A 24224-nucleotide genomic window follows, 5' to 3' on the forward strand; every position below is an offset into this window, starting at 1 on the left:
TACGCGGCGTACCTGGAGGGGACAGGGTCCTTCGACCCATTCCGTGGTCCGGCACACGCCGGGAACTTTTCCCGTCCGCCGTCCGACTACCCTCCCATGACCTCGGAGCAGGCCCGGCGTGGCGCGCGCCGCCGTGCCGGGTGGGCGCTCGGTCACGCCCGCCGGAGACCGGCTCGCCGGACCCGCCCCGGTTCGGGAACCATGGCGGTCATGACTGCTGCCGTACGCCGCCCGTCCCGGGTCGTCGCCGCCCGTTCCGGGGCCGCCGCCGGGCTGCTGCTCCTGCTGGTCGCCCTGCTGCTCGTCCCGGCCACCCCGGCCGCCGCCCACGCGGTGCTGGTGAGCAGCAGCCCGGCCGCCTCCGCCGTGGTGCCCGAGGCGCCCGCGCAGGTGGTGATCACGTTCAGTGAGGGCGTCCGCAAGGTGCCCGGGAAGGTACGGGTGATCGCCCCCGACGGCTCGCGGGCCGACCGGGGCGAGCCGACGTTCCAGGGCGCCGAGGTCACCATCCCGGTGGACCCGTCCGGCGCGCGCGGCACCTACCTGGTGAGCTACCGGGTCATCTCGGCCGACAGCCACCCGGTCTCCGGCGCCTTCACCTACTCCGTCGGCGCGCCGTCGGAGCCGCCCACCGACAGCGGCTCGGACAACCGGGCGAACCCGGTCACCGAGAACGCGGTGAAGGTGGCGAAGTACGCCGGCTACGCCGGGTTGCTGCTGCTGGTCGGCCCGGCGCTGGTGCTCGCCGCGCTCTGGCCGCGCCGGCTGTCCCGCCGGGGACCGGCACGGCTGGCCTGGACCGGGCTGGGCCTGCTGGTGGCGGCGACGCTCGCCGAGGTGTGGCTCCAGGTGCCGTACGTCAACGGCGGCGGCCTGTTCGACGTGACCGGTTCCGGCCTGGGCGACGTGCTGGGCAGTGCCTACGGCACCACGCACCTGGTCCGGCTGGGCCTGCTCGCCGCGGCGGCGTTCCTGCTCCGGCCGCTGTTCGCGGGTCCGATCGGCCGTACCGACGGGATCATCCTGGCCGTTCTCGGCGGCGCGGCGTTGTTCACCTGGCCGCTGGCCGGGCACGCGGCTGCCTCGCCCGCGCCCGCCGTCTCGGTGGTGGTGGACGCGGTGCACCTGGGCGGCATGGCCGTCTGGCTGGGCGGTCTGGTCATGCTCGCGGTGTTCCTGCTGCGCCGGGCCGACGAGCGCGAGCTGGACGCGATCCTGCCGATCTGGTCCCGCTGGGCCGCGCTCGCGGTGGCCGCGCTGCTGCTGGCCGGCACCGTGCAGGGCCTGATCGAGGTGGCCGGCATTCAGGCGCTGTTCGGCACCACGTACGGGCGGCTCCTGCTCGCCAAGATCGTGCTGTTCGCGCTGGTGATCGGCGTGGCCGCGTACTCCCGGGCGCTGGTGCGGCGGCGGGTCGCCGCCGGCCGGCCGGGCGCGATGCGACGGGCCGTGGTGGCCGAGCTGGTGATCACGGCGGTGGTGCTGGGCGTGTCGGCGACGCTCGTGCAGACCACCCCGGCGCGCACCGCCGCCGCGGACGTCGGGGGCGCCGAGCGGGGTTACTTCTCCACGACGCTCAGCAGCCCGATCTACTCGCTGGAGGTCCAGCTGGACCCGGCCGAGACCGGCAACAACTCGCTGCACCTGTACGCCTACACCAAGGACAGCCGTCCCCAGCCGGTGCAGGAGTGGAAGGTCACCGCCGCGCTGCCGTCGGCCGGGATCGAGCCGATCACCGTCCCGCTGCTCCCGCTCAGCGACAACCACGCCACCGGCGAGGTCAACCTGCCGGCGCGAGGCGACTGGCAGTTGCGCATCACCGTCCGCACGACCGACATCGACCAGGCCACGGTGACCGCCACCGTGCCGATCAAGTAACGGAAGGTCCCATCTGATGATCCGTCTCCGGCGCCCCGCGACAGTCGCCGCGCTGACCCTCACCGCCGTCGCCACGGCGGTGCTCGGCCTGGCCGGGCCGGCCTCGGCGCACGTCACGATCAACCCGGCCGAGGGTACGCAGGGCGGCTACGGCCGGTTCGCGTTCCGGGTGCCGAACGAGAGCGACACGGCGTCGACAGTCAAGGTCGAGGTGAACCTGCCGGAGAACGCGCCGGTCGGCTCGGTCTCCACCATGCCGGTGGCGGGCTGGACGGTCGCGGTGGAGAAGCGCAAGGTCGACCCGCCGATCGAGGTGCACGGCAGCCAGCTCACCGAGGCGGTCTCCAAGCTGACCTTCACCGCCGCGCCGAACGGCGGCGTGAAGCCGGGCGAGTTCCAGGAGTTCCCGGTGTCCATGGGTCCGCTGCCGCAGGCCGACACGATGGTGTTCAAGGTGCTCCAGACGTACTCCGACGGCAACGTCTCCCGGTGGATCGAGGAGCCGACGCCGGGCGCGGAGGAGCCGGAGAACCCGGCGCCGGTGCTCAAGCTGGCCGCCGCGGCGCCCGCCTCGCCGGGCGCGAGCGCGCCGGCCGCCGCCGCGGCGGACGACGACGATGACGACGACGGCTCCGGCGCCGCCACCGCCCTCGGGGTGGCCGGCCTGGTCGCCGGACTGGGCGGCCTGGCCCTCGGCGGCCTGGCGTTCGCGCGTACCCGGCGGGAACCCGCAGCGAAGTCCTGAACGTGAGCGGTTCACCGGCCCGGCGGAACGATCCGCCGGGCCGGTCGCCGTCCCGGACGGGTGCCGCCGATATCCGGCGATCGGCCGACGCGCGTCGGTAAGGTCGGCCGGGTAATTGGCTACGGAGAGGGACGACGCGAATGCGTTTCGTACGCACGATCGCCGGCATGGTGCTGCTGGCCCTGGGGATTCCGGCGCTGCTGGCGGGTGGAGGTCTCTGGCTCGCCGCCCGGCACGCCGGCCCCGACGGCGGGTTCGGAGCCCGGTTCGAGCCGGTCCGCACGCCGGCCCGCGCGGTGCTGGTGGCCGACGTGGACGCGTTGCTGCGCGCCGACCTGCCGCTGGCGCGCACCGGGCAGGCCCGGCTGCACCTGACCGCGCGGGACGACGACGGCGAGGTCTTCCTCGGCCTCGCCCCGGCCGACCAGGTGCGACGGTGGCTGGCCGACGTCCCGCACAGTACGGTGCGCCGCGTCGCTGTCACCCGAGGCCAGCTACCTGTCGATCTCGACCCGGCCACCGCCGGCGCCGGCACCGCCGCGCCGATGTCCCAGCCCTTCTGGGTACGCGAGGGCGTCGGCTCCCTGGAGTGGAGCCCGGCGGAGCTTTCCGGCCGGTCGTTGAGCCTGGTCGTGATGCGCGTGGACGGCGCGGACGGGCTCGACCTGCGGATGCGTGCCGAGCTGCGGGCCGGGTGGTTCCCCGGGCTGGCGTGGGCGCTGCTGGCCGGCGGGACGCTGCTGGTGGTCCTCGCCGTGGTGGTGCTGGTGCGCCCGCTGCGGCCGCGTGAGGTGGTCTTCGTGGTCGAGCCGGACCAGGTGCCGGTGCTGGCCGGGCGTCTCGGCGTCACGTCGCTGAGCGGGCTGGGCCGGCAGCCGGGCCCGGCGTCGCGACCCGAGCGGCACCTGGTGGCAGTGGGTTCAGGGGCCGGCGCGCGGACCCGTGCGGCGATCGCTCCGCCGCCCGGCCGGTGCCCCGACGAGGACTGACGACGAGAACCCGAACGGCCCTCCGCGCTGCCGACGCGGAGGGCCGTTCTTCACCGGGGGATCGGTGCTACCTGGAGAAACCTGAGGTAGTTGATACCAGATTAGCGCTGATCGCCGTTTGTTGCGAGGTGTGTCCGTTCAGTCCGAGTCGCCGGTTCCTCGTCCGCGTGCCGGCGGATCGGCAGGACCGCGAGCACCAGCAGGCTCAGCAGGACGTACACGTTGCGGACCACGAAGTCGACCGGGTCGTCCGTGTGCACGATGGCGGTGCCCCAGTCCTGGAACGTCACCAATCCGTACACGATCGGCAGGCCGACGACGGCGGCCAGCGCGAAGAGGCCGCCGCGGCGGCGGGTCCCGGCGGGCGTCGCCGGATCGGCGTCCAGTGCCGCGTCGACGAGCACCACCACTGCGGGGATGAACCAGTACAGGTGGTGGATCCAGGTGATCGGGCTGACCAGCCCGCCCACCAGCCCGGTCAGGGTGAGACCCACCAGCGCGTCACCCGCCCGGGCCGCGCGCGCCGCCCGCCACAGTCCGAACGCGGCCACCGCCAGCGCGAGCAACAGCCACAGCAGCCGGTCCGGCTCGGCCGGCGCGGTCAGGCGGCTGAGCAGCCCGAACAGCGACTGGTTGCCGGTGTAGTCGGGGCGGCCCACCCGGTCGGTCACCCACAGCTCGTGGGTCCAGAACCGCCACGAGTCGCCCGGCGCGACCGCCGCCGCCAGCAGCGTGGCCACCGCCGCTGTCACCGCCGCCACGGCCGCCGCCCGCCACTTCCGGGCGGCGAGCAGGTAGAGCACGAAGATGCCGGGGAAGAGCTTGAGCGCCGCGGCCAGCCCCACGCCCACGCCGGCCCAGCGCCGACCCTGCGGTACGGCGAACAGCAGGTCGGCCAGGATCAGCACCACCAGCAACATGTTGATCTGCCCGAGCGTGAGCGTCTCCCGGGTGCTCTCCACCGCCAGCACCAGCAGCACGGCGACGGTCAGGCCGAACCCGAGCGGCAGGTCGTGCCGCCGCAGCACCGGCAGGACCAGCCACCGGGTGGTCACCACCACGGCGGCAACTGTCAGCACCGCGAAGGCGGCGATGGCCACGCCGAGCCGCAGATACCCGAACGGCGCCAGGAGCAGCGCCGCGAACGGCGGATAGGTGAAGTAGAGGGCACCCTGCACCCGGTCCGGCTGGACGTAGTCGTAGAGCGGGTGCCCGGCCGCCCACCAGTCCATCGCCGACATGTAGATCTTCTGGTCGTAGTAGTCGTGCCGCAGGTTGCGCAGGTAGGGCGCCGGCAGGATCGCGATCAGCGCCAGCACCACGACCACCCGGAGAGCCGTACGCCCGCCCGCGTCGTCGCGGGCGACGGCGGGTGGGGCGGCGGGTTCGGCTGGCACGCAGGAAACCCTAGCGGTCCACCTCGGCCGCCGGGCCGAGGCGCGGGCGGGTCGGCGGCGCGTAGTCTGTCCCGGTGGCTGATCTTCTCGTCTGGATCGACTGTGAGATGACCGGGCTCGACCTGCGGCGCGACGCGCTGATCGAGGTCGCCGCGCTCGTCACCGATCCCGACCTCAACGTGCTCGGTGACGGCGTCGACGTGGTGATCCACGCCGACGACGAGGCGCTCGACGGCATGCCGGAGATCGTGCGCACCATGCACGCCAAGTCCGGCCTCACCGAGGAGGTACGCCGCTCCACGGTGACGCTGGCCGAGGCCGAGGACATGGTGCTCGACTACGTGACCAGCTACGTGAAGGATCCGCGTACGGCCCCGCTGTGCGGCAACTCGATCGCCACCGACAGGGGTTTCCTGGCCCGCGACATGACCCGGCTCGACGCCCACCTGCACTACCGGATGATCGACGTGTCCTCGATCAAGGAGCTGTGCCGGCGCTGGTACCCGCGGGTGTACTTCGGGCAGCCGCAGAAGGGCCTGGCCCACCGGGCGCTCGCCGACATCCGGGAGAGCATCCGCGAGCTGGAGTACTACCGGCGGACCGTGTTCGTACCGCTGCCGGGGCCGGACGTCGAGGCCGCGAAGGCGATCGCCGCCCAGCTCTGACGCCCGCGCCGAACCCGGTGGACGGGGTCGGCCGTGGTGTGGCTATGATTGGTCCGCGCACCGCCCCGGGTGACCGGAGCGGCGAGCATGGTGGCTGTAGCTCAGTTGGCAGAGCACCGGGTTGTGGTCCCGGTTGTCGTGGGTTCAATTCCCATCAGTCACCCCAACACGAAGCCCCCTCCTCCGGGAGGGGGCTTCGTCGTGTGCGGGGGTCAGGGGGTCGGCTCGACGCTCGGCGTACCGGCGTCCGGGGTGGCGTCGGCGGCCGGCGGCTCGTACGGCAGGGCGCTGCCCTTGACGTACTCGTCCCAGCTCATGTTCCAGTCGGTCCAGCCGTTGCCGTTCTGGAGCTTGCGCTCGGTGCCCTTGACGGTGATCGGGTCACCGATGCGGGTGTTGGCGAACAGCCAGTTGCCTTCCTTCATCGAGACGTTGACGCAGCCGTGCGACACGTTCGTGCGGCCCTGCACGCCCTCGGACCAGGGCGCGGCGTGGATGAACTCGCCGCCCCAGGTGAGCCGCTGGGCGTAGTCGATCTCGGTGCGGTAGCCCTCCTCCGGGCCCAGCTCCTCCATGGTGTCGAAGACCGTGTGCCGGAGCTTCTCGATCACCACCATGGTGCCGCTGGAGGAGGGGGTGCTCTTCTTGCCCAGGCTCACCGGGATGGTCTTGACCACCTTGCCGTCGCGGGTGACTGTCATCCGCTTGGTGCGGTTGTCGACAGTCATCACGAACGACGGGCCGATCTTGACGTCGACGCTGAGGTCGGCCCGGCCGTACCAGCCGCCGCCCAGCGGCAGCCCGCCCGCCTGCACCTTGTAGCTGACGGTGCTGTTGGCCTTCCAGAACGTCTTGGGCCGGTAGCGCACCTCGGTCGGGCTCACCCAGTGCCAGATGCCCTCCTGGGCCGGCTTCGAGGTGACGGTCATCCGGCGCTGGATGTCGTCGCGGTAGTCCTCCGGGATGGCCCGGCCGAACTTCACGATCAGCGGCATGGCCACGCCCACGACCTGGTTGTCGCCCAGGAAGCTGGTGACCCGGATCTGCTTGGCCGGCTTCGCCATCGTGGTGAACGTGCTGGTCGCGGTGGCAGGCTTGCCGTCGTCGCCGGTCGCCGTCACGGTCGCCGTGTACGTCTGCCCGTACTCCAGGGCCGCTGACGGCAGCCAGCTCCCGCCGTCCGCCGCGAGCGTGCCGTCGACGACCTTGCCGGCGGCGTCCTTCAGCTCGACGGTGGTGTCCTGTGCGTCCTTCGTGGTGAAGGTGACGGCGGTGGACGCGGGCACGTCCTTGGCGTCGGCGGCGGGCTCGCTGATGGTGGCCGCCGCCTTCGGGGCCTTCTCGCCGCCGTCGCCGCCGCCCTGCCAGCTCGACGGCTTGTCGCCGCCGCCGCTGGTGCAGGCGGTCAGGGCCATCGCGGCGGCGAGCAGCCCGGCCGCCAGCGCACGGCGGCGGCCGACGCGTCGGGCGCTCGCGCCCCGGATCGGTTCGTCCTGGCCAGCTCGCATGACTCCCTCACAAGGTGATGCCGTTCCCCGTCGTCTCAGGTCAGACGCGCCGGAGCGGGTACGCGTTGCCGGACGTGAAACGGAACACCCCGCCCGGGTGTAACGATTCCACTGGTGTCCGGCGCTTCGTCGGAGGTGGCGTGTCCGACCACGTTACGCCGGTCAGAACGGCGCCGGCTGCCCGCCCTGCGGAACCGGCAGTGCGCTGCCGGCGACGAACTGCGACCAGCTCATGCTCCACGCCGTCCAGCCGTTGCCCGGGGCCAGGCGGCGTTCGGTGCCCTTCACCGTGATCGGGTCGCCCACCATCGTCTTGCCGAACAGCCACCGGCCGTTGGCCATCGACACGTTGACGCAGCCGTGCGAGACGTTGCGGCGCCCCTGCACGCCCTCGGACCAGGGCGCGGCGTGGATGTACTCGCCGCCCCAGGTGATCCGCTGGGCGAAGTCGATCTCGGTGACGTAGCGGTTGGCCGGGTCCGGCTCGCTGCGGGTGTCGAAGACGGTGGACTCCTTCTTCTCCATCACCACCATCGTGCCGCTGGAGGAGGGGGTGCTCTTCTTGCCCAGGCTGACCGGCAGCGTACGGATGACCGTGCCGTTCTCGGAGACCGTCATCTGCTTGGTCGCGTTGTCCACGGTCATCTCGAACGCGCGGCCGATCTTGGCGGTGGCGCTGCGGTCGATGTTGCCGTACCGGCCGTTGCTCAGCGGGATCCCGGCGAGCGCCAGCCGGACCGTGATCGTGGTGCCGGTCTTCCAGTACTCCGGCGCGCGGTAGTACGCCTGGGTGCCGTTGTCGACCCAGTGCCAGGCGCCCGGCTGCGGCGGGTCGGTCTGCACGAACATCCGCTTCTGCACCGCGGCCCGGTCCTTCTTCGGGATGCCCGGGGAGAACTCGGCGACCACGGGCATTGCCACCCCGTACGTCTTGCCGCTGAACATGTAGAGGCCGGAGCCGATCATCGACTTGGGCTTGGCCATCGTGGTGAACGTGCTGGTGCCCTGGTAGGTCTGGCCGTCCTTGCCGGCGCCGGTGACCGTGGCGGTGTACCTGGTGCCGTACTTCAGCGCGGCCGACGGCACCCAGCTGGAGCCGTCGCGCCGCATCCGGCCGGCGACGGTGGCGCCGTCGGCGGTGGCGAGCGCCACCTTCGACACGGTGCCGCCGCCGGGAATGCGGGCGCTGATCTCGGTGCTGACCGGCCGGCCGTTCGCGCCGTCGGCCGGGCTCACCGTCAGCGGCGGCGCGGCGGCGCTGACGCTGGGTGCGACGCTCGGGTCGGGCGCGGTGGACGAGACGCCGCCGACCTGCTGCTGGCCGGGCACGAACTCCGGCTTCTTCCCCTCGTCGTCGTCGCCGCACCCGGTCAGTGCCAGCGACGCCGTCAGGACCAGGGCACCCACCGTCGCCCCGGCCCGCGCGAACCTGCCCATGCCCACCCCTGTCCTCGCGTGCCTGGCGGACATCGTGCCGTATCGACGCTCCCGCGCCCGCCCCCGCGCCGGATCAGGTGACCGTTTTAGCCGCTTTCGCCGGTTAAGCTCGTCCGAAGGGTGGACCCCGGTATCGGATTGGAACCCGCCTCGGCGGGCGTGCTAATCTTCTTCCCGTTGTCAGAGAGCGCCGCTAGCTCAACTGGCAGAGCAGCGGACTCTTAATCCGCGGGTTCGGGGTTCGAGTCCCTGGCGGCGCACCAGACGAGCAAGGCCCTGACCGGGCGTTCCACGCCGGGTCGGGGCCTTTTTCGCGTACGTGGGTGCCGGTGCGGCGCGGTGATGTCCGTGGGTGGAACGCCGCGGGCGTCAAACGGGCCGGAAGGCACCCATGACGTTCCAGCGAGGCGCGGCCAGCCTGGTGGCGGGGTGGGGAACCGGCCCGGGGGTGCGCCTTGTGCCGCCGCCCTAAGCTGATCATGGTCGTGCGGCCATGATGGACGGTCGGGCGACGACGACCAGAATGGGAGAAGACATGAAGGCCTTCCGACGGCCGCGGATCCGCAGCCTCGTCGCCGCCACCTCGGTCGCGGGCGCCCTGGTGCTCGGTCTGGGGGCGCCCGCGTACGCGGACTACTCGAGCCCGACCTACTCGACCCTGAAGGCCTGCAACGAAGCCCGGCCCAAGTACCAGTCGTCGTGGACGAAGCCGCAGGCGTGCCGCCCCATGTACAACTGGGACGGCACGAAGGTGATCGGGTACGCGTTCCTGGTGATCACCCGGGCCTGATCGGCGTCCGCCTGCGGTACCTGACGTCAGGGAGGGATCGTGTCCGCTGAGGCCACCGGCAGCTCGGGCACGATCCTCGTCTGCATCCGGGGCAACTCGGGCTCGGGCAAGAGCAGCATCGCCCGCGAGCTAGGCATCCTGTACACCGGCCGCTACCGCGACGTGCTGACCGCGCTGCGGGACGGCCACCGGGGGCGGTCGCTGTTCTGATACCTCGACGTGTCGCTGGACGAGACGCTGCGCCGGCATCTGACCCGCCCGCAGGCCGGTGAGTGGTCCGCCCCGACGGCGTGCTGAGCAGCGCTCCTGTCGACGACGACCGGCGTGACCCACCGGGCCGGTCCCTCGGTCAGACACCCCGGAAGCTGCGGCGGTACGCCTGCGGACTGGTGCCGGTGATCCGCTTGAAGCGGTCCCGGAACGCCGTGGTGGAGCCGAAACCGACCTGGCCGGCCACCCGGTCGACGGGATGGGTGGTGGTCTCCAGCAGGTGCTGAGCCTGGTGCACGCGTACGCGGTGCAGCCACCGCAGCGGGGTGGTGCCGGTCTGGTCCCGGAACCGGCGGTTCAGCGTGCGGGTGCTCAGCCCGGCGTGCCGGGCGATGTCGGCGAGGGTCAGCTCACGCCCGGTGTTGTCGCGCATCCAGGCCAGCAGCGGCTCCAGCGTCGCACCGTCGGGGGCGGGCGGCTCGTGCGTGATGAACTGCGCCTGCCCGCCCGCGCGTTCCAGCGGCATGACTGACAGCCGCGCCGCGTCGGCGGCGACGGCGGCGCCGTGGTCGCGCCGGACCAGGTGCAGGCACAGGTCGAGTCCGGCGGCGGCGCCGGCGGAGGTCAGGAACTGACCGTTGTCGACGTACAGGACGTCGGGGTCGACCCGGACCCGCGGATGCCGGGCGGCGAGCCGGCCGGTGGCGACCCAGTGCGTCGTGGCGCGGTGCCCGTCGAGCAGCCCGGTGGCCGCGAGGGTGAACGCGCCGCCGCAGATCGAGGCGATCCGCGCGCCGTTCGCCGCCGCGGTGCGCAGCGCGTCGAGGACCGCCGCGGGCGCCGCGGCGGCCGGGTCGGCGACGCCGGGTACGACGACGGTGTCCGCGTCGGCGAGGACGTCCAGGCCGTACGGCACCGCGATGCTGAACGCGCCGGTGGTGACCGTCGGCGTCGCGGCGCAGACGACGACGCGGTACCCGGGGCGACCGTCGGGCAGGCGGGTGCGGCCGAAGACCTCCATCGGGGTGGCCAGGTCGAACGGCACGACGCTGTCCAGGGCGAGCACTGCCACTGTGTGCATGGCGGGATTCAACCAGTCGGGACCGGGCGGCGCGTGTCGGCCGTCGGCCGCCTGAGCCGGTGGTACATCTCCTTGACCGACAGGCCGCCGGTGAGGCACCAGAGCGCGATGACCGGATCGCAGAGCGCGCAGCCGAACGACGAGTCGTGCAGCGACGGGATGATCGGGGTGCCGCGACGGTGGTGCAGCACGTCCCAGGCCGTGTGCAGAAGCCAGCCCACCCCGATGAAGGTGTACGAGGTGAGCCCGGCGTAGCCCACCACCAGCAGCACGGCGCAGAACGCCAGTTCCCACAGCCCGAACCCGCCACCGCTGATGTAGGCGGCCCCGGCGCCGGTGACGACGAGCGCGTTCAGCCGCCGCCGATGGGGCTCGGGCACGAAGGAGTTGAGCCCGGCGTAGACCAGCCCGATCACGACCGGCATGACATAGCGAAGCACGATCCAGCCCCGTTTCCGTTCGCGTAAAAGCGTGTCGGAACGGAGCCTAGGAAGGCCGGTTGCCGGCGACGAGAGGCGAAAATGCCAGGATCCGCCGGATTCTCGCCACGCCGGTGCCGACGGTCAGCGGTCCGCGTCCTGCTCGGCGAGCCGCTTGAGGTTCAGCAACTGCCGGCGGGCCATCACCAGGTCTCCGAGGCATCCACCGAGGGCGATCACCGGGTTCGTCCGCATCACGACCTTGAGCAGCAGGCGGGTCGTGTTCCCGGCGTCCGGCACCAGGACGTACGACAGGACCGCGCCCATGATCCGACCGGTGAGGTGACGCCCCGGCTCGACCGCGAGGATCCGGCCCCGTCGCCGGCCGCCCGCGGTGGTGAACGGCTCGCCGACCACCGGCTCGGGAAGGCCCACCAGCAGTTGCGGTGAGCGGCGGCCGAGGTTGTCGATCCAGTCGTACGAGTAGGGCGCGAGCCGGATCTGGCCGACCCACTGCCACACGGCCGCCGGTGGCGCGTCCACGCTCACCCCGCGCCACGCCCGCAACGTGGGCGCGGGCACGAAGTCGTCGCACGGGTAGCGGCGCAGCGTCTCGCCGTCCGACACGCCCCACCGGTCACCGAGCATCGGCGCGGCCCAGCACGAGCGTGGTCCGCAGGTCGAGCACGACGGTGCCGGCGAAGTCGTCCACCAGCCGGTCCAGGGCGGCGATCCCGCGTCGCTGCTGCTCCGGCGTACGGGACAGGTACGGCCCGAACGTGCGCATCAGCGCCAGGTAGCTCTCCTTGGTCAGCGGCAGTTCCCGGCGGAACACCTCGCGGCGTACGTCGTCGAACTGCCCGCTGTCGAGGACGTCCCGGTGGAACCAGTCGACGGGCCGTTCCCGGACGGTGGGGTCGGCGGATCGCAGCGCGGCCCGGACGGCGTCCCGCTGGGCGGCGTCGGCGTAGTCGTAGCGGTGCCCGAACACGGCGAGCGTGCCGCCGGGCGCCAGGGCACGCCGGGCCAGGGCGTTGCGGGTGGCCGGGTCCAGCCAGTGCCAGGCCATCGCGCAACCGAGCACGTCGGCTCCGTCGTCCGGTGGCGACCACCGCTCGAACGTCGTTGTCTCGACACGGGCGTCCGGAAACCGCTCGACCAGCCGGGCCGCCATCCGCGCGTCGGGCTCCACGCAGGTCAGGGGCGCACCGAGGCGGGCCAGCACCTCGGTGCCCTTCCCGGTGCCCGCGCCCACCTCGACGACTGACGCCGGCGTGCCCCGGTGGTAGGCGAGGATCGACTCGGCGATCTCCGGCGGATACCCGGGCCGCGCGCGCTCGTACAGGTCGGCCACCGTGCCGAAGACATTCATCACCAGCAGGATACGGCTCCGACCGGTCCCCGACAGACCGCGACGAAACCGGCCACCCCGCCCCTACAGTCCGCACCATGAGGTGGACCCTGCGGCTGGCGGCAGCGCTCGGCGTACTCGCGACAGCTCTGGCGACCGGGGCGGCGAGCGGCGCCGCGGCGCCCGCCGACGGCGGCCTCGGCCTGGCCCTGCGGTCCGGCCAGGCCGACTACCGCGCCGGGGAGCAGGTCCGTCTCGACCTCACCGTCACGAACACCACCGGCGCGGCGTGCGCGCTCGCCACCCGCGCCGTCGGCACCGTGCAGGTCACCGGGGTACGCCGGGACGGGCGCGACCTCACGCCGACGCTCGCCCGCAGCTTCTTCGAGGACGGGATCGGCGCTCCCGCCACCGCCGGACTGACCACAGTGGAGAGGGGCGCGACCGCCACCGTGGCGTTGACCGGGGTACGGCTGCACGACGGCGACGTCATGCTCCGCTCCGTGGCCGCCACCCCGGACGGCGGTGGGCTGGACACGCTCTGGCCGGTCGGCGCACCCGGCCGGTACGAGGTGACCGCGGGCTACGTGACGCTGCCGGTGACCGGCGCGGCGGATCTGTGCGCGGGCGCGACGGCGCTGCGGACCACCACGTTCACCGTGTCCGACGACGGCGGGACCGGCCTCCGCCGGCTCTGGGTGGTGGCCGGGGGAGCGCTGGCGCTGCTCGCCGTCGCGCTGGTCGTACTGCTGCGGGTACGCCGCCGACGTCGGCCGACCGCCGCCGCCGTGGTGCTGCTGCTGGTCGCAGTCGGCGCGCTCGTCGGCGGTGGCTCCCGGCCGGCGCGGGCCGACTACGGCGTCGACCCGACCGCCGGGGTGCCGGTCAGCGGCGTCGACTTCCAGGCGGCTGTCGACGGCTGCCTGGCCGGGTTCGCGCTACCCGGCGGCGACCCGTCCGGCCTGCTGCCCCGCCTGCGCGACAAGAAGAGTCCCCGGGTACGGATCATCCCGACGACAGGTGGCTCCGGCGCGTTCGAGACGCCGCAGAGCGCCGACGGCAAGGGCTCCTCGACCGTCACGTGGAACCCGACCTCCACCGACCCGTACGGCGACGGCGTGGCCCGCGACCCCTGCGCCGCGCTCTACCACGAGCTGAACCACGCCGACGACATCTCCCGGGACGCCGTGCCGCAGGGCGAGTGCGGCGGCACCGGCATCCGTACCGCCGAGGTCAAGGCGACGCTCGCGGAGAACCGCTACCGGGCGGCGAAGGGGTTGCCGCCGCGCACCGAGTACGACGGGAAGACGCTGCCGAAGAACCTCGACGAGTGCAAGAAGCCGGCAAAGAAGACGCCGCCGCCGAAGGGGCCGGTGAAGCTCTGCGAGGACGGCGCGGACTGTGGCGGCAGCAACGGCGATCCGCACCTGGTCACGTTCGACCGGGTCGCCTACGACTTCCAGGCCGTGGGCGAGTTCACGCTGGTCGCCTCCACCGGCGGTGACCCGCTGGAGGTGCAGGTCCGGCAGACCCCGATGGCCGGTACGCGTACCGCCTCGGTCAACTCGGCAGTCGCGTTCCGGGTCGGCGCGCACCGCGTCGCGCTCACCCTCACCGACGGCGGCACCCGCGTGCACGTCGACGGCGCGTCACCGGCCACGCCGGACCGCACCGACCTGGCCGGCGGCGGCACCCTCACCCGCCGCCCGTCGGACACCGGCCCCACCGACGGGTACGACGTGACGTGGCCGGACGGGTCCGCGGCGGCGGTGGACCAGATCGGCAGCTACGGCTACCGGATCCTGGTGCGGCTGGCCGACGGCCGGGCCGGGAAGGTACGCGGCCTGCTCGGCGACTTCGACGGCGACCCCGCCGACGACATCGCGCCCGCCTCCGGGGCGGCGCTGGTCCAGCCCGTGCCGTTCGCGAAGCTCTATCCCGCGTACGCGGACAGCTGGCGGATCGCCCCCGACCGCTCGCTGCTGCACTACGACGACGGGCAGGACACCGGCACGTTCACCGACCGCGCATTCCCGGAACGGGAGTTCACCGTCGGCGACCTCGACCCGGCCCGGCGCGCGGCGGCCGACCAGATCTGCCGCTGGGCCGGTGTCACGGCACCCGCCCAGCTCGCCGAGTGCGTCTTCGACGTCGCGGTGAGCGGGCGACCCGAGTTCGCCGTGGCCGGCGCGAGCACCGAACGGGTCGCGCCGCCGGCGGCCACCCCGATCACCGCCGCACCCGTCGCCACCGCCACGCTCACCCCCGGCGGGGAACCGCTGACGTTCGCCGCCCGCGCCGGGGACGCCGTCTTCGTCGACGCCACCGCGCCGGGGATCGGCGACCGCTGCTCGCCGTACGTGCTCACCGATCCGGGCGGCCGGGAGATCGCCAGCGGATGCAACATCAAGGGCGCCGGGTACGTCGACCGCGTCGACCTCACCGCCACCGGCACGTACGCGCTGAGCGTCGCTGCCGCACCCGGTGACACCGGCCGCGCCGCCGTGCGGGTGTACAAAGCCCGGGACAGCGAGGGCACGCTGCAGCCGAACGGCCCGGCGGTCACCGCGACAGTGGAGCAACCCGGCGCGCGGGCGCGCTACCGGTTCACCGCCCGCGCAGGTGAGCGCGCCTACGTGGAGGTGCCGACGAGCAGCCTCACCGACCAGTGCTCCCCGCTGGAACTGCGGGACGCCGACGGGCGGCTGCTGCACAGCGGCTGCGTGATCAACGGCGTCGGCGAGGTCGACGGCACGGTGCTGCCCACCGACGGGACGTACACCGTGGTGGTCGACCCGAACGAACGCGGCACCGGCACGACCACGCTGCGGGTGGTCACCAGCCGGGACCGGGAGGCGGCGATCACGCTCGGCGGGCCGCCTGTCGTCGCCGTCGTGGACCGGCCCGGTGCTGTCACCGGCTACCGGTTCACCGCCGCGGCCGGCACGTCGGTGACGGTGAGCGCCACCGCCTCCGACCTACCCGACCAGTGCGGCGTGCTGGCGCTGCGCGCGCCTGACGGCAGCACCGTCGCCACCGGCTGCGTGATCAACGGGGCCGGTGAACTCGGGCCGGCGGTGTTGCCTGACTCGGGGGCGTACACCCTGGTGGTGGACCCGTCCTGGGCCGCGACCGGGCAGGTCACGCTGGCGTTGCGGTGAGGCCGACCCTGCTTTTCCGGGGTGGCGTGCGGGCGTGCTAACGTCTCGTCCCGTTGTCAGCGAGCGCCGCTAGCTCAACTGGCAGAGCAGCGGACTCTTAATCCGCGGGTTCGGGGTTCGAGTCCCTGGCGGCGCACCAACGATCAAGGCCCTGACCTGGTGGTTCACACCGGGTCGGGGCCTTTTCGTGTCTGCTGGTGGGTGGGGCGACCGGCCGACCTGCCGCGCCGGGTGGTGCATGATGGCCGGGTTCTGACTCGGAGTGCAACGCCGCTGCTGTCGAGGAGCAGGGCCGGCGTGTTCCTTCGTGAACGGTAAGCGCTTCTTGGCGAACGCCACCACCTGACGGCGTCCGTCAATTCCTTGGCGAGGGTGGTGTAGGGCAATTTCACTGTTGCAATGTGGAACTCCCCAGCGACTTTACAGATGCTGTCAAGTGCCTGCTAGGCTGGGGCGCGAGCGCGGAGGTGCACTGTGAACGGCGAACCGGCAGCTGGCAACGATCTCGTGGACGGCAGGCCCGCGTGGGGCGAGGTGTCGACCGCAGTTCACGTGGCCATCGTCCGTCAGCTCGTGTGCGACGTCGGGGCGCGCCTCCTCGATCCGCTGGACCGGCTGCTGGGGACGGCCGACGACGATCCGCCCGTGTCCTCGGTGCTCCGCGGCCAGCTGGAGATCGCCGCCGAGGTGTGGGCGGCGCAGGTGCTCGGCCCGGACGAACGGCTCGCCGCCGAGACCGCTCGACGCCTGACCGCCGAGATCTACCAGTCCGGCGACGTCTTCGCGCCGCCGTTCGAGTGGTGGCGCACGCCCTTCGGGGCGCTCGTGGCGCGCCGGTTCGGTCATCCGGCCGCCGAGGCGGTCTCGCTCACGGTGGCGAGCGCGATGCTCGGCATCACCCGGCAGGGCGTCCATGATCTTGTGAAGCGCGGCAAGCTGCGGCGGGACGAGGCGAGCGGCGGCGTCCTGGTGAGTTCGGTCCGGGACCGCCTCACGCAGTTGTCGGAAGTCTTGTCCTCCGAGCGCTGATGGGATCTGGATGGCATTGACGGGACTTCACCCGGAATTCTCCGGAGATGATTGGGGCCGCGGAGCTACGGCCGTTCTTGAAGCCGATCGGACCGTCGAGAAAGCGACGCCTCTGATTCGTTTCTCCTACCCCGGTGAATCGTCTGCGACGATGTTCGTCAAAGATGAGTCGGCGCGGCCCACCGGAAGTGTCAAATACCGCTTCGCCCGCAGCCTCTTCCTGCACGCGCTCTCCCGGGGCGTCATCCGTCGGGGGACGCAGCTGGTGGAGGCGACCAGCGGGAACATGGCGGTCGCGGAGGCGCACTTCGCCCGGGTGCTGGGGCTGCCGTTCACCGCGGTCGTACCCGGTAAGTCGTCGCCGGACCGCATCGCCCGGATCGTCGCGCAGGGCGGGGCCGCCCACCGGGTCGATCCGCCGCTGGCGGTGTACGAGAACGCCGAGCGGCTAGCCGGCCAGTCGAACGGGTACTACCTGGACTGCCTGTCCACGCTCGGCCCGGCCATCGACGCAGACCTCGACGACGGCGTGCCCGGCCTGCCCGACGAGATCCTGCGCGACTTCGCGGCCCAGGGCCGTCCGGAGCCCGCGTGGATCGTGACCGGCGCCGGCACCGGGGCCACCTCGCGGGCGATCGGCCGCTACCTGCGGCGGCACGGGCACGCCACCCGGCTGGCGGTCGTCGACGCGGAGAACTCGGCCTATTTCCCCGGCTGGGCCACCGAGTGCCGGGACTACGCGACCGGAATGCCGTCGCGCATCGAGGGCATCGGGCGGCCGCGGATGGAGCCGGCCTTCGATCCCGACGTCGTCGACCTGGTCATCCCGGTGCCGGACGTGTCGAGCGTGGCCGCCATGCGATATCTCGCCACGGCAGGCGGCGTGGCGGCCGGACCGTCCACCGGCGCCTGTCTGTGGGGCGCGTGTCACCTGGTGAACCGTATGAGTCAGGCGGGCGAGTCGGGTGCGGTGGTCATCGTGGCGGCCGACGGTGCCGAGCCGTACCGTCGCTCCTACTACGACGACGAGTGGGTCGCCGGAAAGCGCTGGGACCTCACCGAGCCCACGTTGCGCCTGGAGCGCTTCATGCGGACCGGCGACTGGGAAGGTTGAGGGGACTGCCACCATGAGGCGCCCCGGTCCGCCCGGCGGACCGGGGCGCGCTCGACGTCCGGCGCGGCCGGTCTGGTTCGCGCCGGCATGTGACAGGCCCTTCAGTAGTCGATGTTGATGGCGGCGACCTGGCGGCTGCCGTTGAAGACGATCGCCGGGCCGGCGAAGCGGGAACTGGCGTACGTCAGCGCCGTCTTGTGGCCGGGACTGTTGAACCAGGCCTCGATCATCTGCTCCGGCGAGGAGTTGCCCGACGAGGCGAACAGCACCTCGTGCCCGCAGTGCTGCAGGCCACTCCCGTTCAGGTTCTGCCGTACGCAGGACTCCGCGGCCCGGTGCTGCGCCGTGCCGAGCTTGACCTCGTTCAGCCCGAGCGCGCGACGCCGCTCGTTGAGCAGCACCAGCAGGCGTCGCTCCGCTGCTGACAGGCCGGTCGACGTGGCGGTGGACCTGGTCTGCGACGGGGTCGGCTTCGGCGACTTGCTGGGCTTCGCCGAGCGGGTGGGAGTGGGGCTCGGACGCGCGGCGGTCGGGGACGGCGCGAGCGGGGTCGGGGAGGACGTGAGCGCGGGTGCGGTGGTCTCGGTCGCGGGCTGCACGACAGTCGCGGCCGCCGGCTGTTCGTCCGGCCCGTCCGGGTAGTTGGCCAGGACGAGCCCGCCCCCGCCGACCACGGCGACGGCGGCGACGACGCCGGCCAGGGTCTTGGACAACGAGAGCCCGCGTCTCGCTCCGGCCGCCACGGCGTGCGTGCCCGTCGGGGCGACCCGCGACACGGAGGCGACTGTGTGCAGCTTGTGGGTGACGTCCGAGGCGAGGCCGGCTGGGACCGGCGTGAGCGCCAGCCCGGCGAGCAGCCGTTCGGCGGGGACCAGATCGGATGTCGTGTTCGGGCAGTGGGCACAGGTGCGGATGTGCCGCGCGATCCGCTTGCGCCACAGTGGCGCCGGCTGACCGTTCCAGCCCGACGCGGTGTTCCGCAGGTCGACGCAACCGGGCCGGGCGGTGAGGGCCCGCACCACCAGCCGCGCGGTGTCCAGCTGTGCCTTCATCCGGGCCACGCGGACCGTCACGTGGTGCGGCTCCAGGCGCAGGGCGTCGACCAGGTCGGCGCGGGTGAGGTGACCGGCCTCGACCAGCCACCACAGGGACAGCAGGTGGCGGTGGTCGTCGTCCAGCCAGCGCGTGGCCAGCACGACCTCCCGGCGCTGGTCGGAGAGATGGAGCTGGGTCAGGGTCAGATCCTCGAAGTCCGAACCCGGGTCGATCACGTTGTCGATGTCCTCCGGCGGCGCCGGTGTGGTGTGCCGGTGCCGCATGTAGGTGCGGATCTCGTTCATGGTGACGGCGACCAGCCAGGACCGGAAGAGCTGCGGCTCGCGTACGCCCGGCAGCCCTCGCACGACGTTCACCATCGCGTTCTGCACCACGTCGTCGACGTCGGACGACCGGTTCAGGGCCCGGCCCACGATGTTGTAGACGAGCGGCAGACAGTGCGCGACCAGCTCGTCGAGCGCCGCCTGGTCGCCGCGGCGTGCGGCGTCCACCACCGCCGACATGTCGGCCCTGCCTGGGTACGCGTGATAGGACACGCTCACAACCTCGCCTTCACGGAACGGTCTCGTACACCAGCGGAGACTGTCCGGTACGCGGCCGGGTCACACAAAGTGCGTGAGATGTCGGAGGACTCGGCTACGTTCTCCGCCATGCCATTGATCACAGTCACCGACGAGGTCGTCGGAGCGCCGAGCGGACCCGCGTGGACCATGGAGGTCTTCGAGGAGACGGTACGTCTCGACGAGCTGATCCGTCGTCGGGTGTTCCTCGAGATCGCCGAGTCCGGCGTGGACGCCGACCCCGAGGAGCGGACCCGGACGACACTCGCCGCGTTCGGCCGCAACGCCTTCGTGGTGCTCGTCGACGACCGCCAGGTGACCGAACTGGACGAGAGGGTCCGCCTGCACGCGGGCACCCGGGTCACGTTCCTCAAGCTCGTCCCGCTGGTGGGTGGCTGATGGACACGTACGACCCCGAGTCGGCTCTGCGCGATGTGGCCGCCACCGTCAAGAGGTGGTGCGAGCTGAGCGGTCAGACCCTCAACGAGCATGGTCAGCGGGATTCCATCAGCCGGGTGGTGACCGTGTGCGGCTGGGCGCCGACCCGGACGGTTCCGTCACTGCTCGCCGCACTGAACGATCCGCACGGGCCGTACGATCTCGCTCCGCTGGTCGAGCTGCTACCGGAGGCCACGCGGCAGGCCGAGTCGGTCGCCGCGGCCGTGGCCGACCTGGCCGGTGACGACGCGGATCACGACCGCCGTGCCGCCGCCGCGCTGACAGCGATCGGCCATCTGCCGGGGTTGCCGCACCGGCACGAGAGCCCGTGGGACCGGGCCCGAGGTGAGGCGTGGCGCCGGGCGGAGGAACTCCTTGCCGCACAACCGGCGCCGGTACGGCAGGTGGTGTTCGACGCGTTGACGGTGCCGGGGGAGGACCGCAACGGGCAGGGCAGGTTGATCCGTGCCGTGAGCTCCGGCGGCGGGCTCGACGGCGCGGCCTGGCTGGACCGGCTGGGCGGTCAGGCCTGGTTGGGCTTCGGTGGCTGGAGCACGAATCTCATTCGGTTCACCTGGGAGTCCATCCGGGCGGAGGCGTCGGCCGGGCGGGTGAACCCGGCGGCGCTGGCGACCTGGCGCCGGACCCGGATCGAGCGTTCGCTGAGGGACATGAGCGACGAGATCGACCGGATGTGGCCGCTCCCCAACGTCGGTGAGCAGTGGGCCGACCGCGCGATCGCGGACATCGAGGCGATGCCGGAGGACCGCCGGTCCGCGTGGCAGGCGCTGCTGGCCCACTGTCCGGTCGAGGCGGACAAGGCGAAGCCGACGGCGGGCTGGCGCAAGCAGGCCCGGTCGCTGCTCGACGCGGTGGGCGCCGACGAGTTCACCGCCCGGCTCGACGACTGGCTCCCGCTCGTCGGGCAGGCGCGTAGCCTGCCGCTGCGCATGACCACGTGCTGCCCCGGCCACATCGCTGACGTTCCGCCGCGGACGATCGACCGCTACAACGTCGGGCTGCTGTGGGGCCTGCTCTGGATGCGGACGATGTGCGCGCCGTCCGAGGAGACGCTGCGCAGCCTCGGCCAGATCGCGGATCGGGCCGCCCGCAAGATCCCCGGCCACGGCCCGGCGAGCCCGAAGCTGGCGAACGTCGCGGTGGCAGCGCTCGTCGACACCGATCATCCTGCCGCGCTCGCGCAACTGGCTCGGCTGTCGTCGCGACTGACCTACAAGAGCACGCTGCGACTCGTCGAGAAGGGGCTGGCGCGGCACGCCGAGGCGCTCGGCGTCAGCCGGGAGGACGTCGAGGAAATGGCCCTGCCCGGCTTCGGGCTGCCGCTGGCGGACAAGCTGGGCGACTGCTCCTACGAGCTGGAGGTGCGTAGCGTCGACGCCGTGCTGGTGTGGCGCAACGCCGACGGCAAGGTGGTCAAGGCCCCTCCGGCGCAGGTGCGCAGGGATCACGGCGACGAGGTGAAGGAGCTGAAGGCGACGGTCGTGGACGTCGCCGCCACGCTCGTCGCCACCCGCGACCGCCTGGAAGGGCTGCTGCGACGTGACCGTTCGTGGACCGTCGAGCAGTGGCGCGAGCGGTTCCTCGACCACCCGCTGGCCCGTACGCTGGCCCGGCGGCTCGTGTGGACGGTCGACGGCGTGGCCTGCTGCTGGGCTGGTGCGGCCCTGCGGACGGTGGACGACGCGGTGTTCGATCCGGCAGGCGACGCCACGGTCCGGCTGTGGCATCCGGTGCACGACCAGGCCGCGGTCGGACCGTGGCGGGACTTCCTGACCCGGCACGCGATCACCCAGCCGTTCAAGCAGGCGCACCGGGAGCAATACCTTCTCACCGACGCGGAGCGGGCCACGGGCATGTACTCCAACCGGTTCGCCGCGCACGTCGTCCTCCAGCACCGCCTCAACGCGTTGCTGTCCCGGCGCGGATGGTCGTACGTCCAGCACCGCAACGACGGCGCCTCGTACAACCTGCCCTGGCTGGCCCTCCCGGACTGGGGGCTGCGCGCCGAACTGGGTGTCGCCGGGATCGAGGACCGGGGCGACGACCTCGTGTTCGACACGATGGGCACCGACCAGCTGTTCTTCATCCGGGGAGAGCGCCTGCCGGTTCCGCTGGCGGAGGTTCCGCCGGTCGTGCTGAGCGAGGTGATGCGCGACGTCGACCTGTTCGTGGCCGCGGCCGGGGTCGGCGCCGACCCGGACTGGTACGACGGCGGCACGGCGGGCCGGTATCGCGACTACTGGGCGCAGAGCAGCTTCGGCGAGCTGGCCCCGACCGGCCGGACGCGCCGGGAGGTGCTGGCCGACCTGATCCCCCGGCTGGCCATCGCCGGCCGCTGCACTCTCACCGACAGGTTCCTCGAGGTACGCGGCGACCTGCACACGTACCGCATCCACTGCGGCTCGGGCAACATCCTGATCGCTCCGGACGAGCGGTACCTGTGCATCATCCCGGACTCGGCGAAGGCGAAGGAGCCGGAGATGTACCTGCCCTTCGAGGGTGACAGCCGGCTCGCCGAGATCATCAGCAAGGCGTTGCTGCTGGCCGCCGACAAGAAGATCAAGGATCCGGTGATCCTGCGCCAGCTGTGAGGCGGCCGGCGGGCGCCGGGCCCGGAGTCAGCCCGGCGCCCGCTTCGGCAGCAACAGCTCCTCGTGGTCGAGTTCGCGTTCCAGCACCCGCAGCTCCTCGTCCGGCAGCCGGCCGGAGTCACGCCACCGCAACAACTCCTCGCGCTGCGCTTCGAGGACGGTCCGGCGCACCCGCAGCGCCGTCTCGTACTCCGGCGAGGTGGGCAGCTCCGACGAACCGCTCTGCTGGATCAGGTCGAGCCGCCCCCGGTAGCGGGCCAGCCGGGTCTGCAACTGGGTCCGCGTGGTGTCGACGGCGACCCTGCTGTCCGGCTCCTCGGCGACGACGGTGTCGAGGCGGGCGAGCGCGGCCTCCACCGCGGCCGAGCGGGCCTCGTTGCGTACCCGGGCCTGGTCGGCCTCGTTGGCGCGCAGGCCGAGCATCCGCACGAGCGGCGCGAACGTCAGGCCCTGTCCGACCAGCGTCACCAGGACGACCACGAAGGTGCAGAACAGCAGCAGGTCACGATCGGGGAAGGGGTCGCCGCTGCGGGTGGTCAGCGGCAGCGTGAAGATCGCGGCCAGGCTGATCACGCCACGCGTACCGGACCAGCTCAGCGCCACCACCTCGCGGGAGGTCAGCCCGCGGGCGTTGCGGTCGACGCCGCCGAGCCGCCGTGCGGCGTCCGGCTCGTCGGTGTCGTCCTGCTCGGCGACGCCACCCAGCCGCGTGTGCAGCGACCCGGGGAGCCACTGGGTCAGGATCAGCCAGGCCGGGCGCAGGAGCAGCACCACGCCGACCGATACGGCGACGGCCACGACGATGGTCGACGTGTCGTACTGGCGCAGACCCCGCATGACGGCGGGGAGCTGCTGGCCGATCAGGAGGAAGACGAAGCCCTCGAGGAGGAAGTCGACGAGGCGCCACACGGCGTTGGTCTGGAGGCGGGCGGCCCCGGACCCGAACTGCGGTGTCTGGTGACCGACGATCAGTCCGGCGACCACCACCGCGAGCACACCGGAGACGTGCAGCGCCTCGCCCAGCAGGTAGGCCACGAACGGCGTCGCGAGCGAGATCGCGTTCGACAGCAGCGGGTCCGCGGTGAGCGGCCGGACCAGCCGCTTCGCCCGGGCGACGACCACGCCCACCGCGATCCCGCCTGCCGCCGCCAGCACGAACTGCCCGACCGCGGCGTGGAACGAGAACTCGCCGCCCACGGCGGCGGCCACAGCGACGCTGAGCATGGTCAGCGCGGTGGCGTCGTTCAGCAGTCCCTCGCCCTGGATGATCGTGACCATCTTCGGCGGCAGGTTGACCCTCCGGCCCACGGCCAGGGCGGCGACCGGGTCGGGCGGGGCGACCGCGGCGCCGACCGCGATGCCTGCCGCCAGCGTCGCGCCGGCGACGAACAGGTGGAACCCGACGCCCACGAGCAGTCCGGTGAGGAGCACCAGCACCACGGAGAGGCTGACCACGATCCGCAGGTTGCGGCGGATGTCCAGCAGGGACGAGTCCAGCGCGGCACTGTAGAGCAACGGCGGCAGCACGACCATGAGCACCAGCTCGGGATCGAGCCCGATGTTGGGGCCGGGGAGCAGCGCGTACGCGATGCCGATGAGGGGCAGGAGCGCCGCCGCCGGCAGACCGGTACGGGCCGCCACCCACCGCACGGCGATGACGACCGCGACGGCGGCGAGCACGAACAGCAGTGTCGAATGGGTGCTCACCCCGACCGACCCTACCGGGCCAGAGATCATCGCGCGACGCGGACAGTGCCGTCAACCAAGGGTTGACGCGTGCGGTT

19 protein-coding genes, 3 tRNA genes and 1 pseudogene are annotated in these 24224 nt (G+C 72.4%); 14 read left to right on the forward strand and 9 right to left on the reverse strand.

Going from position 1 to position 24224, the window contains the following annotated elements:
* Positions 1–210: 210 nt before the first annotated feature.
* The 3 genes from GA0070562_RS10375 to GA0070562_RS10385 all read left to right on the forward strand — a co-directional run bounded on the left by GA0070562_RS10375 (position 211) and on the right by GA0070562_RS10385 (position 3612).
* Complete coding sequence (locus GA0070562_RS10375; protein ID WP_091420205.1) at positions 211–1878, forward strand: copper resistance CopC/CopD family protein; 1668 nt, start codon at positions 211–213, stop codon at positions 1876–1878.
* 16 nt (positions 1879–1894) lie between these two features.
* Positions 1895–2623, forward strand: a complete 729-nt coding sequence (locus GA0070562_RS10380; protein ID WP_091419158.1) for a YcnI family copper-binding membrane protein — start codon at positions 1895–1897, stop codon at positions 2621–2623.
* A gap of 140 nt (positions 2624–2763) precedes the next feature.
* On the forward strand, positions 2764–3612 hold the full coding sequence (locus tag GA0070562_RS10385; RefSeq protein ID WP_091419161.1) for a hypothetical protein: 849 nt from the start codon (positions 2764–2766) through the stop codon (positions 3610–3612).
* A 101-nt stretch (positions 3613–3713) separates the two neighbouring features.
* Here GA0070562_RS10385 and GA0070562_RS10390 read toward each other — a convergent pair whose 3' ends face one another.
* On the reverse strand, positions 3714–5009 hold the full coding sequence (locus GA0070562_RS10390; protein WP_091419163.1) for a glycosyltransferase 87 family protein: 1296 nt from the start codon (positions 5007–5009) through the stop codon (positions 3714–3716).
* 74 nt (positions 5010–5083) lie between these two features.
* Between GA0070562_RS10390 and orn the strand changes: the two genes are divergently transcribed.
* Together orn and GA0070562_RS10400 are read left to right on the forward strand one after the other, a co-directional pair.
* On the forward strand, positions 5084–5674 hold the full coding sequence (gene orn / locus GA0070562_RS10395) for an oligoribonuclease (protein ID WP_013474266.1): 591 nt from the start codon (positions 5084–5086) through the stop codon (positions 5672–5674).
* 90 nt (positions 5675–5764) lie between these two features.
* Positions 5765–5840: transfer RNA gene (locus GA0070562_RS10400), tRNA-His, on the forward strand.
* A gap of 46 nt (positions 5841–5886) precedes the next feature.
* On the opposite strand, the gene GA0070562_RS10405 is transcribed toward GA0070562_RS10400, so the two are convergent.
* Complete coding sequence (locus GA0070562_RS10405; RefSeq protein ID WP_091419166.1) at positions 5887–7182, reverse strand: L,D-transpeptidase; 1296 nt, start codon at positions 7180–7182, stop codon at positions 5887–5889.
* 162 nt (positions 7183–7344) lie between these two features.
* Positions 7345–8619, reverse strand: a complete 1275-nt coding sequence (locus tag GA0070562_RS10410) for a L,D-transpeptidase (protein WP_091419168.1) — start codon at positions 8617–8619, stop codon at positions 7345–7347.
* 187 nt (positions 8620–8806) lie between these two features.
* On the opposite strand from GA0070562_RS10410, the gene GA0070562_RS10415 reads away from it, so the two are divergent.
* The 3 genes and pseudogenes from GA0070562_RS10415 to GA0070562_RS10425 form a co-directional block, all read left to right on the forward strand.
* Positions 8807–8882 (forward strand) — tRNA-Lys (locus GA0070562_RS10415).
* A gap of 272 nt (positions 8883–9154) precedes the next feature.
* Positions 9155–9409 (forward strand): hypothetical protein, encoded by a 255-nt coding sequence (locus GA0070562_RS10420; RefSeq protein WP_091329812.1) that lies wholly within the window; start codon positions 9155–9157, stop codon positions 9407–9409.
* Between the two features lie 39 nt (positions 9410–9448).
* Positions 9449–9691: pseudogene (locus GA0070562_RS10425) on the forward strand (P-loop NTPase family protein); the annotation flags it as partial.
* A 67-nt stretch (positions 9692–9758) separates the two neighbouring features.
* Here the strand turns inward: GA0070562_RS10425 and GA0070562_RS10430 are convergent.
* The 4 genes from GA0070562_RS10430 to GA0070562_RS10445 form a co-directional block, all read right to left on the reverse strand.
* Positions 9759–10700 (reverse strand): GlxA family transcriptional regulator, encoded by a 942-nt coding sequence (locus GA0070562_RS10430; RefSeq protein WP_091419171.1) that lies wholly within the window; start codon positions 10698–10700, stop codon positions 9759–9761.
* A gap of 8 nt (positions 10701–10708) precedes the next feature.
* Positions 10709–11125, reverse strand: coding sequence for a DUF6010 family protein (locus GA0070562_RS10435; protein WP_091419174.1), 417 nt, complete (start codon positions 11123–11125; stop codon positions 10709–10711).
* A 138-nt stretch (positions 11126–11263) separates the two neighbouring features.
* On the reverse strand, positions 11264–11767 hold the full coding sequence (locus tag GA0070562_RS10440; protein ID WP_091419177.1) for an SRPBCC family protein: 504 nt from the start codon (positions 11765–11767) through the stop codon (positions 11264–11266).
* Positions 11757–12491, reverse strand: a complete 735-nt coding sequence (locus GA0070562_RS10445; RefSeq protein ID WP_091419180.1) for a class I SAM-dependent methyltransferase — start codon at positions 12489–12491, stop codon at positions 11757–11759. Before GA0070562_RS10445 ends, GA0070562_RS10440 begins: the two co-directional genes overlap by 11 nt.
* 77 nt (positions 12492–12568) lie before the next feature.
* Between GA0070562_RS10445 and GA0070562_RS30890 the strand changes: the two genes are divergently transcribed.
* The 4 genes from GA0070562_RS30890 (at position 12569) to GA0070562_RS10465 (ending at position 17774) form a co-directional block, all read left to right on the forward strand.
* Positions 12569–15631: a VWD domain-containing protein gene (locus GA0070562_RS30890; RefSeq protein WP_091419183.1), complete on the forward strand. Its 3063-nt coding sequence runs from the start codon at positions 12569–12571 to the stop codon at positions 15629–15631.
* Between the two features lie 63 nt (positions 15632–15694).
* A tRNA-Lys gene (locus GA0070562_RS10455) sits at positions 15695–15770 on the forward strand.
* A 335-nt stretch (positions 15771–16105) separates the two neighbouring features.
* The gene (locus tag GA0070562_RS10460; RefSeq protein ID WP_254663770.1) at positions 16106–16660 is read left to right on the forward strand and encodes a hypothetical protein; all 555 of its coding nucleotides are present in this window, start codon (positions 16106–16108) and stop codon (positions 16658–16660) included.
* 10 nt (positions 16661–16670) lie between these two features.
* Positions 16671–17774, forward strand: coding sequence for a PLP-dependent cysteine synthase family protein (locus tag GA0070562_RS10465; protein ID WP_091419189.1), 1104 nt, complete (start codon positions 16671–16673; stop codon positions 17772–17774).
* A gap of 101 nt (positions 17775–17875) precedes the next feature.
* Here the strand turns inward: GA0070562_RS10465 and GA0070562_RS10470 are convergent, their stop codons facing one another.
* Positions 17876–19366 (reverse strand): sigma-70 family RNA polymerase sigma factor, encoded by a 1491-nt coding sequence (locus GA0070562_RS10470; RefSeq protein WP_254663772.1) that lies wholly within the window; start codon positions 19364–19366, stop codon positions 17876–17878.
* A gap of 114 nt (positions 19367–19480) precedes the next feature.
* On the opposite strand from GA0070562_RS10470, the gene GA0070562_RS10475 reads away from it, so the two are divergent.
* Complete coding sequence (locus GA0070562_RS10475) at positions 19481–19789, forward strand: hypothetical protein (protein ID WP_175438693.1); 309 nt, start codon at positions 19481–19483, stop codon at positions 19787–19789.
* A complete protein-coding gene (locus tag GA0070562_RS10480; RefSeq protein ID WP_091419194.1) occupies positions 19789–22440 on the forward strand; it encodes a DUF4132 domain-containing protein in 2652 nt (883 codons plus the stop codon). Before GA0070562_RS10475 ends, GA0070562_RS10480 begins: the two co-directional genes overlap by 1 nt.
* Positions 22441–22467: 27 nt before the next feature.
* Here GA0070562_RS10480 and GA0070562_RS10485 read toward each other — a convergent pair whose 3' ends face one another.
* Entirely contained in the window at positions 22468–24177 is a 1710-nt protein-coding gene (locus GA0070562_RS10485) for a Na+/H+ antiporter (RefSeq protein ID WP_091419197.1), read from the reverse strand.
* Positions 24178–24224: the final 47 nt, after the last annotated feature.

The sequence above is a fragment of the Micromonospora tulbaghiae genome, from assembly GCF_900091605.1.
GTDB lineage: Bacteria > Actinomycetota > Actinomycetes > Mycobacteriales > Micromonosporaceae > Micromonospora > Micromonospora tulbaghiae.

What these genes read in the sequence shown, in the direction of transcription:
- GA0070562_RS10375 (WP_091420205.1), top strand. Translation starts at nt 211, where the DNA reads ATGACTGCTGCCGTACGCCGCCCGTCCCGGGTCGTCGCCGCCCGTTCC.
- GA0070562_RS10380 (WP_091419158.1), top strand. Translation starts at nt 1,895, where the DNA reads ATGATCCGTCTCCGGCGCCCCGCGACAGTCGCCGCGCTGACCCTCACC.
- GA0070562_RS10385 (WP_091419161.1), top strand. Translation starts at nt 2,764, where the DNA reads ATGCGTTTCGTACGCACGATCGCCGGCATGGTGCTGCTGGCCCTGGGG.
- GA0070562_RS10405 (WP_091419166.1), bottom strand. Translation starts at nt 7,182, where the DNA reads ATGCGAGCTGGCCAGGACGAACCGATCCGGGGCGCGAGCGCCCGACGC.
- GA0070562_RS10410 (WP_091419168.1), bottom strand. Translation starts at nt 8,619, where the DNA reads ATGGGCAGGTTCGCGCGGGCCGGGGCGACGGTGGGTGCCCTGGTCCTG.
- GA0070562_RS10420 (WP_091329812.1), top strand. Translation starts at nt 9,155, where the DNA reads ATGAAGGCCTTCCGACGGCCGCGGATCCGCAGCCTCGTCGCCGCCACC.
- GA0070562_RS10430 (WP_091419171.1), bottom strand. Translation starts at nt 10,700, where the DNA reads ATGCACACAGTGGCAGTGCTCGCCCTGGACAGCGTCGTGCCGTTCGAC.
- GA0070562_RS10435 (WP_091419174.1), bottom strand. Translation starts at nt 11,125, where the DNA reads ATGCCGGTCGTGATCGGGCTGGTCTACGCCGGGCTCAACTCCTTCGTG.
- GA0070562_RS10440 (WP_091419177.1), bottom strand. Translation starts at nt 11,767, where the DNA reads ATGCTCGGTGACCGGTGGGGCGTGTCGGACGGCGAGACGCTGCGCCGC.
- GA0070562_RS10445 (WP_091419180.1), bottom strand. Translation starts at nt 12,491, where the DNA reads ATGAATGTCTTCGGCACGGTGGCCGACCTGTACGAGCGCGCGCGGCCC.
- GA0070562_RS30890 (WP_091419183.1), top strand. Translation starts at nt 12,569, where the DNA reads ATGAGGTGGACCCTGCGGCTGGCGGCAGCGCTCGGCGTACTCGCGACA.
- GA0070562_RS10465 (WP_091419189.1), top strand. Translation starts at nt 16,671, where the DNA reads ATGGCATTGACGGGACTTCACCCGGAATTCTCCGGAGATGATTGGGGC.
- GA0070562_RS10475 (WP_175438693.1), top strand. Translation starts at nt 19,481, where the DNA reads ATGCCATTGATCACAGTCACCGACGAGGTCGTCGGAGCGCCGAGCGGA.
- GA0070562_RS10480 (WP_091419194.1), top strand. Translation starts at nt 19,789, where the DNA reads ATGGACACGTACGACCCCGAGTCGGCTCTGCGCGATGTGGCCGCCACC.
- GA0070562_RS10485 (WP_091419197.1), bottom strand. Translation starts at nt 24,177, where the DNA reads ATGATCTCTGGCCCGGTAGGGTCGGTCGGGGTGAGCACCCATTCGACA.